The 12,053-nt window shown below is 64.5% G+C and carries 13 protein-coding genes; 6 read left to right on the top strand and 7 right to left on the bottom strand.

Annotated features, from left to right (window positions below):
* Positions 1-15 precede the first annotated feature (15 nt).
* Positions 16-1,740, bottom strand: a complete 1,725-nt coding sequence (treS, locus tag ABFX56_RS00190; protein ID WP_346231266.1) for a maltose alpha-D-glucosyltransferase — start codon at positions 1,738-1,740, stop codon at positions 16-18.
* 108 nt (positions 1,741-1,848) lie between these two features.
* On the opposite strand from treS, the gene ABFX56_RS00185 reads away from it, so the two are divergent.
* Both ABFX56_RS00185 and ABFX56_RS00180 read left to right on the top strand, forming a co-directional pair.
* Positions 1,849-2,745, top strand: coding sequence for an alpha/beta fold hydrolase (locus ABFX56_RS00185; protein WP_346233105.1), 897 nt, complete (start codon positions 1,849-1,851; stop codon positions 2,743-2,745).
* Positions 2,742-3,806 carry a glycosyltransferase family 4 protein gene (locus ABFX56_RS00180; RefSeq protein ID WP_346231265.1) on the top strand — a complete coding sequence of 355 codons (1,065 nt, stop codon included), beginning with the start codon at positions 2,742-2,744 and terminating at the stop codon, positions 3,804-3,806. Before ABFX56_RS00185 ends, ABFX56_RS00180 begins: the two co-directional genes overlap by 4 nt.
* Before the next feature lie 7 nt (positions 3,807-3,813).
* On the opposite strand, the gene ABFX56_RS00175 is transcribed toward ABFX56_RS00180, so the two are convergent.
* The 3 genes from ABFX56_RS00175 to ABFX56_RS00165 are packed head-to-tail and all read right to left on the bottom strand — an operon-like array spanning position 3,814 to position 5,749.
* A complete protein-coding gene (locus tag ABFX56_RS00175) occupies positions 3,814-4,269 on the bottom strand; it encodes a YbaK/EbsC family protein (RefSeq protein ID WP_346231264.1) in 456 nt (151 codons plus the stop codon).
* Positions 4,269-4,904 (bottom strand): histidine phosphatase family protein, encoded by a 636-nt coding sequence (locus ABFX56_RS00170; RefSeq protein WP_346231263.1) that lies wholly within the window; start codon positions 4,902-4,904, stop codon positions 4,269-4,271. Before ABFX56_RS00170 ends, ABFX56_RS00175 begins: the two co-directional genes overlap by 1 nt.
* Positions 4,901-5,749: an NAD-dependent protein deacetylase gene (locus ABFX56_RS00165; RefSeq protein ID WP_346231262.1), complete on the bottom strand. Its 849-nt coding sequence runs from the start codon at positions 5,747-5,749 to the stop codon at positions 4,901-4,903. Before ABFX56_RS00165 ends, ABFX56_RS00170 begins: the two co-directional genes overlap by 4 nt.
* 15 nt (positions 5,750-5,764) lie before the next feature.
* On the opposite strand from ABFX56_RS00165, the gene ABFX56_RS00160 reads away from it, so the two are divergent.
* The gene (locus tag ABFX56_RS00160; protein ID WP_346231261.1) at positions 5,765-6,625 is read left to right on the top strand and encodes a TrmH family RNA methyltransferase; all 861 of its coding nucleotides are present in this window, start codon (positions 5,765-5,767) and stop codon (positions 6,623-6,625) included.
* A 55-nt stretch (positions 6,626-6,680) separates the two neighbouring features.
* Positions 6,681-7,799: a fatty acid desaturase family protein gene (locus ABFX56_RS00155; protein ID WP_346231260.1), complete on the top strand. Its 1,119-nt coding sequence runs from the start codon at positions 6,681-6,683 to the stop codon at positions 7,797-7,799.
* Between the two features lie 220 nt (positions 7,800-8,019).
* On the opposite strand, the gene ABFX56_RS00150 is transcribed toward ABFX56_RS00155, so the two are convergent.
* Genes ABFX56_RS00150 through ABFX56_RS00140 form a run of 3 tightly spaced genes read right to left on the bottom strand, consistent with a single transcriptional unit; the run spans position 8,020 to position 9,725 of the window.
* On the bottom strand, positions 8,020-8,349 hold the full coding sequence (locus ABFX56_RS00150; RefSeq protein ID WP_346231259.1) for a metal-sulfur cluster assembly factor: 330 nt from the start codon (positions 8,347-8,349) through the stop codon (positions 8,020-8,022).
* Positions 8,350-8,393: 44 nt separating this feature from the next.
* Positions 8,394-9,176, bottom strand: coding sequence for an SGNH/GDSL hydrolase family protein (locus ABFX56_RS00145; protein ID WP_346231258.1), 783 nt, complete (start codon positions 9,174-9,176; stop codon positions 8,394-8,396).
* A gap of 45 nt (positions 9,177-9,221) precedes the next feature.
* The gene (locus ABFX56_RS00140; RefSeq protein ID WP_346231257.1) at positions 9,222-9,725 is read right to left on the bottom strand and encodes a CinA family protein; all 504 of its coding nucleotides are present in this window, start codon (positions 9,723-9,725) and stop codon (positions 9,222-9,224) included.
* Between the two features lie 141 nt (positions 9,726-9,866).
* Here ABFX56_RS00140 and ABFX56_RS00135 point away from each other — a divergent pair, with 141 nt between their 5' ends.
* Both ABFX56_RS00135 and ABFX56_RS00130 read left to right on the top strand, forming a co-directional pair.
* Positions 9,867-10,133, top strand: a complete 267-nt coding sequence (locus ABFX56_RS00135; RefSeq protein WP_346231256.1) for a GlsB/YeaQ/YmgE family stress response membrane protein — start codon at positions 9,867-9,869, stop codon at positions 10,131-10,133.
* A 68-nt stretch (positions 10,134-10,201) separates the two neighbouring features.
* Positions 10,202-11,989 (top strand): DEAD/DEAH box helicase, encoded by a 1,788-nt coding sequence (locus tag ABFX56_RS00130; RefSeq protein WP_346231255.1) that lies wholly within the window; start codon positions 10,202-10,204, stop codon positions 11,987-11,989.
* Positions 11,990-12,053: the final 64 nt, after the last annotated feature.

Raw genomic sequence — 12,053 nt, 5'->3', positions numbered from 1 at the left:
AGTCACGCTGCCAGACTATGGCCGACCACCGACAACGCTGGGAGTACCCACGTGCAACCAATAAAAACTTTGCGTTCCGAGGGTGAGGGTCAAACTCCCATCCTCATCAAAGGACGGGAACTCGGCGCCCCCGAAAAGGTCGTACAGCGCCGAGCCGGCGAATTCGCTGGCCTGAATCGTGGCACTCACCGGATTGATCGAAAAGCTGAACACGCACAGGATGTCTTCCGCCGGGTCACCGAACTTTGTCGCCGAACCCGCATACGAGCGCACGAAGGCGAGCACCGACTCGTGATTCGTCTCTAGAACGGTGATGGAGCCCAGGCCGAAGGCCGGATGCCCCTTGCGCACGTGAATCACGTTGCGCACCCAGTGCAGCAGGGAGCGCGACTGCGCCAGCTGAGATTCCACATTGACCAGCGTGAAGTTGTACACCAGAGACTGCACGACCGGCAGGTGCAGCTTGCCGGGGTCGGCGGAGGAGAACCCGGCGTTGCGGTCGGGAGTCCACTGCATCGGGGTACGGGAGGAGTCCCGATCGGGTAGCCAGATATTGTCGCCCATGCCGATTTCGTCGCCGTAGTACAGGAACGGGCTGCCTGCCAGAGAGAACAACAGGGCGTGGGCGAGTTCCAACTCCGCGCGCGAGTTGTCCAACAGCGGCGCCAGCCTCCGACGGATGCCGATGTTGGCACGCATCCGCGGATCGTAGGCGTACCAGCCGTACATCGCCTGGCGATACTCCTCGGAAACCATCTCCAGGGTCAATTCATCGTGGTTGCGCAGGAAGATGCCCCAGCCTGCGGACTCGGGCACATCCGTGGTTTCCGACAGCACCCGCACCAGTTCCTGGGCCTGCTGGGAACGCAGCGCGTAAAAAATGCGGGGCATCACCGGGAAATCGAAGGCCATGTGGCACTCCGGCTCCTCATCGGTGCCGAAGAACGCGGCGACTTCGCGCGGCCACTGGTTCGCTTCCGCGATCATGATCCGCCCCGGATAGTCCCGGTCGACCATGGCGCGCAGCTTCTTCACAAACTCGTGCGTTGGCGGCTCGCCCTCGCCGTTGCCCTCTTCTGATTCGTACAGGTAGGGCACCGCATCCAGCCGGAATCCGTCAACGCCGAGGTCGAGCCAGAATCGCACCACGTCGAACATCGCGTCGCGCACCGCCGGGTTCTCATAGTTGAGGTCCGGCTGATGGGAGAAGAAGCGATGGAAGTAGAACTGCCGGCGCACCGAGTCGAACGCCCAGTTGGACTCTTCGGTGTCGACGAAGATGATGCGGTAGTGCGCGTACTTGTCGTCGGTGTCGTGCCAGACGTAGTAGTCCCCGTACGGGCCGTCGGGGTCTTCTCTGGACTGTTGAAACCACTCGTGGGCATCCGAGGTGTGGTTCACCGGCAGGTCGATGACGATGCGCATGTTGCGTTCGTGTGCCTTGGTGACCAGGTCCTTGAACTCGTCCAGTGTGCCGAACTCCGGCAGGATGGACCGGAAGTCAGACACGTCGTATCCGCCGTCCCGCAGGGGTGAACTGAAAAACGGAGGCAGCCAGAGCACATCGACACCGAGCCACTGGAGGTAGTCGAGCCTGGAAATGACGCCCTGGATGTCGCCGGCTCCGTCGCCGTTGCTGTCAACGAACGACCGGACGAAAACCTCGTAGAACACCGAACGGCGGTACCACTGAGGATCCAAGGTCAATCCCGGCAACTGGATCGGTGCGGTGAAACTCAACTAGTGCCCCCTTTGGAATGCCCTGTCATCGTGAAGCGCCTTGGTGTATGAGTCTAGGCGCGACGTGCCTGGCTCTTGCCCTCCGTCCCCTGCATACACTGGTGGATGATGACTGTCGAATCGCCCTTTGCCGCGCAATTGAACGATATTCCCGTCGAGAAGCGGGAGGTCGTGGTGCTCGGCAGCACCACCAGGTACTGGGTCTACGGCGACCCTAACTCCGCGACGACGGTCGTCGTCTCGCACGGGTACCGCGGCGAGCATCACGGGCTGGAGCCGGTGATCGCTCAGCTGCCGCAGGTGCGGTTCATCAGCCCCGATCTGCCCGGTTTCGGCGAGTCCACACCGCTGGTAGGCACGAGCCACGACATCAACGGATACGCCGCTTGGCTCACGGCGTTCGTCGCCGCGGTCGACGCACCGCACGCGTTGATCCTCGGACACTCCTTCGGCACCATCGTCAGTGCGGCCGCGCTGGTCTCCGGACTGAAGACGCGGGCCCTGATCCTGATCAACCCGATTGCGATCTCCGGGCTGAAGGGACCGCACCCGATCGTGACCCGCATCACCGTGGCGTACTACCGGCTGGCGGAGCTACTGCCCGCAAAGATCGGTTTCGCGCTTCTGAAGAACTGGCTGATTGTGCAGTTCATGAGTTCATCGCTGGCGAAGACCAAAGACAAGATGCGGCGCAGGTGGATCCACGCCGAGCACCACACCTACTTCAACCGCTTCGCCAGCCGGGATGTGGTGGTCGAAGCATTCCTGGCCTCCATCAGCACTGACGTCAGCGCCTTCGCCTCCAGAATCGACGTGCCCACCCTCCTTGTGGCCGCAGAACTCGACGACATCACCCCGGTCGCGGCCCAGCACGAGCTGCAGGCCACGTTCCCGCATGCCACGCTGCGGGTGCTGTCGGGCGTCGGCCACCTCATCCACTACGAGGTGCCGGCGGATGCCGCGCGGGCGATCACCGAGTTCGTCGCGTCACTGCCGCAGCGGTGAAAATCCTCTTCGATTGCCGGTACACGCGGTTTGACAGGCACGACGGCATCAGCCGCTACACCACGGGATTGGTCACCGCGCTGGCGCAGTTGCATCCGGTCACCATGCTGATCAGCGACGAACGGCAGCTGCGCATGCTCCCCGACCTGCCCTGGATTCTCGGGAGTGGAGTGACGAGCGTGCACGAACCGTGGATTGCCCACACCGTCAACCGCGTCGAACCGGATGTCGTGTTCAGCCCGATGCAGACCATGGGGTCGCTGGGTCGACGTTATCGGCTCATCCTCACTCTGCACGATTTGATCTACTACACCCATCGCACACCGCCACGGGAGTTTCCCTGGCCGATCAAGCTGCTCTGGCGGGCCTACCATCTGGCGTACTGGCCGCAGCGGATCGTGCTCGGGCGCGGCGACGCCATCGTCACCGTCTCCGAGACGGCTCGGCGGCAGATCATCGAACACCGGCTCGCGAGGCGGCCGATCACCGTGGTGCGGGATGCCGTCGCCCCGCAGGAGCGTGTGCAACGCACGCCGCCGCAGCAGCCGAATCTGGTCTATATGGGCTCGTTCATGCCCTACAAACGGGTCGAAACGCTGCTGGCCGCGATGAAGCTGCTGCCCGGGTACCGGCTGCATCTGCTCAGCAGCATCTCCGAACGCGAACAAGCACGGCTCTCCGCTCTGGCACCGGCGGATGCCGTGGTGTTCGAGGGCGGTGTCAGCGACGAGCGATACCAGGAACTGCTGCGCGGAGCCACCGCATTGGTCTCGGCGTCCCGTGGCGAGGGATTCGGCATTCCCGTAATCGAGGCGATGGGAGCCGGTACGCCGGTGGTCCTCAGCGACATCCCGGTGTTTCACGAAGTCGGCGGGGAGGTCGCACTCTACTTCGGCCACGACGATCCGCGCCGTCTCGCGCAAGCGGTGCGCGAGCTGGAGGAGCCGGGCGAGTGGCAACGACGCTCGGCGCTCGCCTACGACCGCGCCACCGAGTTCACCTGGGAAAGTTCGGCGCAGACCCTGCTGGATTTGGCGCGATCGTTGACCGAACGACGCTGAGCGCGAGTCAGGCCAGTTGCACGACTTCGGCAGAGGTGATCTCGGCCAATCGAGCCGAATCCATCGCGAAGACGGTCGTGGCTGCCCCGGCGGCCGCCCACACCTCACGGTGAGTCAGAAGGTCCTGGTCCATCACCGTGCGCATCGGGACGGGGTGCCCGAACGGCGGCACACCGCCGATGCTGTATCCACTGGCCGACTTCACGGTTTTGGCGTCCGCCATGCGCGCCGGGCCACCGAGCGCGGCGCTGAGCATGGCCGTATCCACCCGATTGCTTCCGGAGACCAGCACCAGACACGGCAGCGAATCGACCAGGAACACTAGGCTTTTCACGATGGCACCGACCGCGCAGCCCACCGCCGCCGCCGCATCCTCGGCGGTGTGGGTAGTGTGGTCCATTTCGCGCACATCGACGGTGATTCCCAGCTCGGCGCTGTGCTGCCGGAATCGTGCCAACGACATCAGTGTTCCCGTCCTTCCAGGGCGTTTTGTTCGACGAGGTCCTCGGCGCCCGGCTCAACGGAGGCAACCTCGATCGGGTCGTTGAATCTCAGGAGTTTGAACACGCCGTCGTAGTAGCGGAAGCTGTGGATGGAGCCGTTGGTGATGCGCACACCGCGGTGCACCTCGGATGCCGGGGCCACCGTCTCCAGCACGGTGCGGATCACGCCGCCGTGGGTGGTGAGGATCAGGTGCTGGCCTGGCCGGTTCTCGGCGATCGCAGCGAGAGCCGGCATCACCCTGGCACTGACGTCCTGGCGCGACTCGCGTCCCGCTACCGGCGTGTTGCCGGGGAACCGGCGTGCCAGCTCCCGATCATCGAGTCCCTCCGCCTCGCCGTACGCGCGTTCCACGATGGCGTCAACGATCTCTGGCGCGCCAAGGTCCAGCTCATCGGCGATGATCGTGGCGGTTTCGACGGCGCGCACCAGCGGGCTCGAGATGATCGCATCCCAGCTTCGCCTTGCCAGCAGCGAGCCGGTACGTCGGGCCTGCAGCCTGCCGGTCTCGTTGAGGGGGATATCGGTGCTGCCCTGGATGCGCCGCTGCAGGTTCCAGTCCGTTTCGCCGTGGCGCACGAGATAGAGCAGGGTCATAGCGTCTTTTTCCGGTATCCGCCGCCCAGACGGTCCGCCAGGGCCGTCAGGGTTTCGGAGGTCCCGGCATCAATCTTAACGGCGGCCCTGGAGTCCCCTCTGGTCTTGCCACGATTGACGATCACCACGGGGAGCTGGCGCTTGGCGGCTTGATCGAGAAAGCGGATGCCAGAATTCACCACCAGCGACGAACCGGCCACCAGCAGCGCATCGGCGTTGCGCACCAGCGCGCTGGCTGCGAAGAATTTCGTGGTCGGAATGAATTCGCCGAAGAACACGATGTCGGGTTTCAGCATGCCGCCGCAGAGCTCGCAGGCCGGGACGACGAAATCACGGACACCGGTGACATCCGCATCGCCGTCGGGTCGCAGCACAGCGGAGTCGGTTTCGCTGAGCCATGGGTTCAGTTCGGAGATCTGTCGGCTGATCGCATCCCTGGCGTAGACCTGGCCGCAGGCGAGGCACCGCACCCGGTCGAGCCTGCCGTGCAGATCCACCACGCGAGCCGACCCGGCCCTCTCATGCAGGGCGTCAACGTTCTGAGTCAAGATGCCGGCCAGAATCCCGGCTGATTCCAGCTGGGCTAAGGCGAAGTGTCCGGCATTCGGTGCCGCCCGCGCGAACCGCTGCCAGCCCAGGTGACTGCCGGCCCAGTAGCGTTTGCGCGCATCCGTGTCGGCGAGAAAGGCCTGAAAAGTCATGGGGGTACGCGGAACCGAATTCGGCCCCCGGTAGTCCGGGATGCCGGAATCGGTGCTGATGCCGGCTCCAGTGAGCACCGCGATCCGTCGGCCGGCGAGAACTCGGGCAGCGGTGTCGAGGTCAGCACCGCCACCATTCACCATGTCAGACTGAACAGCGTGCCAGTCATTCGCATTCCTGACCTTCGCGAACCGGGCCTTCGCGACTACTCCGGATTGACGGATGTTGCCCTCCGTCGGCTCAGTGAACCCGCCGGCGGCCTCTACATCGCCGAATCGAGCAAGGTGATCGCGCGGGCCTTGGCCGCCGGCCATCAGCCCCGATCCGTCTTGGTACTCGACAAGTGGCTGGATGACGTGCTGCGGCTGTTCGAAGGTTACGATGTGCCGATCTACGTCGGAGAATCCGGTCTTCTCGAGTCGCTGACCGGGTTCAACGTGCACCGCGGAGCCCTGGCGGCGATGCACCGGCCGGCGCTGGCTCCGGCCGAGGAGTTGATCGCCGACGCACACCTGGTGGTCGTGCTGGAAGACATCGTGGACCACACCAATGTGGGTGCGATTTTCCGCTCGGCGGCTGCGCTTGGCGCGGATGCGGTGCTCGTAACGCCGCGCTGCGCCGACCCGCTGTACCGGCGCAGTGTGCGGGTGAGTATGGGCACCGTGCTGCAGGTGCCGTGGACCCGACTACCCGACTGGCCGCAGGCCGCAGACCTCCTGCACGAGTCGGGATTCGAACTGGCCGCCCTCACACTGGCGGAGCACTCAGTCAGCCTCGCCGACTACGTCGCACACGCTCCGGAGAAAGTGGCGCTCCTGCTCGGTACCGAGGGCGATGGGCTCAGCCGTGCCGCGCTGCGCCATGCGGACGCGGCGGTGACCGTGCCCATGGAGCACGGGGTCGACTCACTCAACGTGGCCGCGGCCAGCGCAGTGGCGCTGTGGGCGCTGCGCAACGGTCGGCGCCGACGCGCCGACGCCGGAGGACTTTCTCACACGTCTCCCAGCAGGAAGGAATAGAGTCGACGCATCTAATGAGGTACCCGCTCGTTTTCAGGCTGGGAAGCCATCCAGAATGAACCGAGGTACCGTGTCAGAATCGCAGGCAACTGCATCCGTCGTCACTTTCACCAAGACCCGCCCGGGCGGCTCAGGAAAGAATCCGACTACTGAGTATTCTGCGCTGCTGCGCACGGTGCGTGACGCCGGGCTGCTGCGAAAGCGCACCGGTTTTTACTACCTGATGTTCTCCCTCGTAACCGCCGCTCTCGGCGGTGTGGTCACCGGATTCATTCTGCTCGGCGACTCGTGGCTGCAGTTGCTCATGGCCGCCGCGCTGGGAGTCATCCTCACCCAATACGCGTTCCTGGCACACGAGGCCTCGCACCGGCAGGTGTTCGAATCGGGGCCGGCCAATGACATCGCGGGACGGGCACTGGCCAACCTCTTCGTCGGCATCAGCTACGCCTGGTGGATGACCAAGCACAGCCGCCATCACGCCAACCCGAACATCGTCGGCAAAGACCCGGACATTGAGCGTGACTTCGTGTCGTTCCAAGAAGTGGATGCCGCGAAGGCACGGGGACTCTACCGGTGGATGACCCGGCGCCAGGGCTACCTGTTCTTCCCTGCCCTGCTGCTGGAGGGGCTCAACCTTCACATCCTCGGATTCAAGCGGGTTTTCAGCCGCGAGAAGATGGAAAAGCGCTGGCTCGAGATCAGCATGATCGTGCTGCGTCTCGGGGCGTACTGCACGGTGATCTTCCTCGTCCTACCGGTGGGGCTCGGTTTCGCCTTCATCGGCGTGCAATTGGCGGTGTTCGGTCTGTACATGGGATCCACGTTCGCGCCGAACCACAAGGGTATGCCGCTGCTGCCACGAGACAGCAAGGTTGACTTCTTGCGCCGCCAGGTGCTCACCTCGCGCAACATCAAGGGCAACTGGATCATGGACACGTTCATGGGCGGCCTCAACTATCAGATCGAGCACCACCTGTTCCCCAACATGGCCAGGCCGCACCTGCACAAGGCACGGGCCATCGCCAAGGAATACTGCGACACCCACAGCATCATGTACACCGAGACGACGCTGACCGAGTCTTACGGCATCGTCATCCAGTACCTGAACCGGGTCGGCCTGGCGGCGGGCGGAGACCCCTTCGAGTGCCCGATGGCCACGCAGTACGGTCGCTAACCACAAGTCCACCCCGGTGGACAACTCCCGTGCTCTTCGCGCACATCTAGCGGTATTCCCGTAACCCGCTTCCCGCCACCCCCGGTGATTGAGCCTGTCGAAATCACAGAAGTTACACGCTGGGGTCTCGACGTTGCTCGACCACCGGAGAACCCGAGACACCGTACGCGGGTCTCGACGGGCTTGACGACCGGAGGCGTGAAGGGAGGGGAAGGAGGGGTTAGACGTTGAAGCCGAGCGCGCGCATCATGTCGCGGCCGTCGTCGGTGATCTTGTCGGGACCCCAGGCGGGCATCCACACCCAATTGATCCGGAAGGAATCGACGATACCGTCCAAAGCTTCTGCTACCTGGTCGGAGATGTCGTCTTGCAGCGGGCATTCGGCGGAGGTCAACGTCATCTGCAGCACGAGTGCCGAGTTCTCGGAATCCCAACCGAAGTCGTAGATCAGACCGAGGTCAACGACATTGACCCCGATTTCTGGGTCGACGACGTCTTTCAGCGCCTCTTCGACCTGGTCATACAGTTCCGGCTCGAGTGTCTCAACCATGCGTCAATCATACGGATTCTCACCGCAGATTCCATGAGAGCCGGTCAGCCAAGACGCGTGACACTCCCGGCATCCGGCCGCTTGGCGCTGACGCCGTCACCGGAGGACTGGTGCCGAATACGCCGCAACACCCACGGCAGCAGATAATCCCGCGCCCACCCCATATCCTCGACCCTCGCTTGCCGCCAGGAGATGGCCGTCAGTGGCTCCGGGGAGTACGGCTGTAGGTCGTTATCGACGTTCAGCGTTTCCAACACCATGCGAGCGATGACGCCGTGTCCGATCGGAGAGAAATGCAGGCGATCCGGCGCCCACATGCGCGGATCCTGAAGTTCGCGCAACACCCACATATCGGCGATGATCGCGTCGTGTCTTTGGGCGACCGCCCGGAGATTCTCGTTGTAAATCGCGACCTTGCCCCTGGCCCGGCGCAAGACAGGGGTCATTCCGATGTCCGGGCCGTTGAACAACACCACCGTGGCGCCATGTGAACCGAGTTTGGTTACTGCAATCTCCAGACGGCTGGCGATGTCGTCCGGATCCGTGTTCGGACGGATGATGTCGTTCCCGCCGGCGGAAATCGTGACGAGATCCGGGCGCAGTGCCAGCGCCGGCTCAAGTTGTTCATCCATGATCTGCTGTAGCAGGCGGCCCCGGATGGCGAGGTTCGCGTAGGCGAAATCATCGGTCTTCTCGCTCAACACCTCGGCAACCCGGTCTGCCCACCCGCGGTTGCCTCCCGGACTCGTCGGGTCAGGGTCTCCGATGCCTTCGGTGAACGAATCACCTAAAGCGACAAAACGGGACCAGGGATGCTGCGCAGTCATGGCTCAAGCCTGCATCAAATTCGAGCCCGATCAAACCGCCTGCCATCAATGTGGGTAGCTTCCAGTCCGAACGCTGGATTCGAGCAGCATGGCCAGTGCTCGATGCGTCGCCGCCCGTACCACCGCCGCCGGATCACCGTCGAACCTATGCTCCTCCACGCGACTGTCATCGCCAGCGGAAACCGCAATGAAAACCGTGCCTGCCGGTTTGCCCTCTTCCGCCCCGGGCCCACCCACTCCGGTGAGTGCGACGCCGATCGCCGCATCCATCAAACGCGCGACACCGATGGCCATTTGTCGTGCGCAGGCGGCGGTGACGACGGGTCCCGGGTCGACTCCGAGCACGGAGAACTTTACTTCCGGTGCGTACGCGATGACTCCGCCCTGGAACCACTGCGACGACTCTGCGGCCGCGCCCAGATGACATCCGAGGCTTCCGCTCGTCAGCGATTCGGCAACGGCGACGGTGCGGTGATCCTTCAGCATGGCCTGGGCGATGGATTCCGCCAGTGCGAGGGACTCCTCGGTCACTGCTCCGGGCTCGGACATCTCCCACAGTGTGCCCTGTTTTGCCCGCAATTGTTACCCCTGGACCAGAAATGGCCCCGGGGTTGCCCCCCATTTAGGGGTCTGGCACACTGGGGTCGTCGTCCACCCGGACGCGGCAAACCACATGTGAAGGTGGAAACCATGAGCATCATCGGTTGGATCATTTTGGGACTCATAGCCGGAGCCATCGCCAAGGCCATCCTGCCTGGCAGGCAGGGCGGCGGCTGGCTCATGACGCTCCTGCTGGGAGTCGTCGGCGCTCTCCTCGGAGGTTGGATCGGATCGGCGATCTTCGGCATCGGATTGGAAAACTTCTGGTCGTGGCAGACCTGGATCATTGCGATCCTGGGTTCCATCGTCGTGCTGCTGATCTGGGGTTTGTTCACCCGCAACCGCCGCACAGCTTGATCGCGGCCTAACCCGTGCCCGCCGGCCCTGTCAGATGGGGTCGGCGGGTCACGGTAGGGTCTGTTCAAGTGAGCAGTCCCTTGTCGTTCGGTCCGTCGGTGGGCACGGCGGCAGCGGAACACCTGTCGCCTGCATTTCCGGAGCGCGCCGCACGCGGCACTGCGGACAAGCTGCGGGCCTGGCAAAAAGAGGCACTCGAGGCATATTTCGAACACGAGCCTCGCGACTTTCTGGTGGCCGCGACTCCCGGTAGCGGCAAGACCACGTTCGCGTTGCGGCTGGTCACCGAGCTGCTGGCGCGACGCACGATCGACCGGATCACGGTGGTCGCGCCGACGGAGCATCTCAAGCGGCAGTGGGCGGATGCCGCGCACCGGGTCGGCGTGAGGCTCGATCCGAACTTCAAGAACAGCGACGTCCGACACGGACGACATTTCCACGGCATCGCGGTCACCTACGCGCAGGTGGCCATGCGTCCGGCTCTGCACCGGAGGCTGTCGGAGGACGCCCGCACCCTGGTCATCCTGGACGAAGTGCACCACGGCGGCGATGCACTCAGCTGGGGCGACGGCATCCGGGAGGCGTTTGGCTCAGCGAAACGCCGGCTCTCTCTCACCGGAACCCCGTTCCGCTCCGATGCGTCGCCCATCCCGTTCGTGACCTACCTGGAGGATGCGGACGGCATCCGCACCTCTCGCCCCGACTACAGTTACGGCTACGGGCGGGCCTTGCGAGATGGCGTCGTGCGCCCGGTCATCTTCATGACTTACGCGGGTACCATGCGCTGGCGCACCCGCACCGGCGACGAAATGGAGGCACGGCTGGGCGAGGGCGACACCAAAGACGTGACGGCGCAGGCCTGGCGCACCGCGCTGGACCCGGAGGGGGACTGGATGCCGGCGGTGCTGCGGGCCGCCGACCAGCGTCTCACCGAGGTGCGGCGTGCGGTGCCGGATGCCGGGGGTCTCGTCATCGCGACCGACCACTTCGCGGCGCGCGCCTACGCAAAACTGCTGCAGTCGATCACCGGACAGCAGGCCACTCTGGTGCTCTCGGATGAGAAGGCGGCGAGCGGCCGGATCGAATCGTTCGCGAAGAGCGAGCGACGCTGGATGGTCGCCGTGCGGATGGTGTCCGAGGGCGTCGATATTCCCCGGCTGGGCGTGGGCGTCTACGCGACCTCGGCGTCCACACCGCTGTTCTTCGCCCAGGCGATCGGCCGGTATGTGCGGGCTCGGCGCCGTGGCGAAACAGCATCCGTCTTCCTGCCCAGCGTGCCGTCGCTGACGGCGCTGGCGTCGGCGCTCGAACTCGAACGCGACCACGCCCTGGACCGAGTGAGCCAGGTTGACCTGCTGGACGACGCGCTGGTCGTGGAGGCGAACAAGCCGGAGCCGTCGTCGCCGGGTGTGTACGAGTTTGATTTCAAGGCGATCGAGTCGTCCGCGACGTTCGAGCGCGTGCTGTTCGACGGGGCCGAGTTCGGCGCCGGCGCGGAGGTGGGCAGCCTGGAGGAGCTCGATTTCATCGGGATTCCCGGCCTGCTGGAGCCGGATCAGGTGCGAGAGCTGTTGCAGGCGCGGCAGAGCCGGCAGAGTCGCCGGGCCGCGGAACGCGCCCGTCTGGCGCAGGCGCGCGGGGAGACGCCGGCGCCGGAACCGGTGCCGTTGTACCGCACCTTGAAGGAGCAGCGCAGCTTGCTCAACTCGCTGGTGCGCATCCGGGCCCGGGCCACGGGCGAGCCGCACGCGCTCATTCATGCAGAGTTGCGCCGCAAGGTCGGCGGCCCCGCGGTGCCGCAGGCCAGCGTGGCGCAACTGCAGGCACGCATCGATCTGCTGCGCAAGCATCCGTAGCATTCCTATCCGGGCAATTGTTCCCGTTCCGGCTAGTTGTGCCCGGTGCGCGGGGAACAACTAG

Source organism: Parafrigoribacterium mesophilum (assembly GCF_039652555.1).
GTDB classification, from domain to species: domain Bacteria; phylum Actinomycetota; class Actinomycetes; order Actinomycetales; family Microbacteriaceae; genus Parafrigoribacterium; species Parafrigoribacterium mesophilum.
The sequence above is the reverse complement of the archived record's forward strand: the minus strand, read 5'-3'. Positions and strand labels throughout refer to the sequence as shown.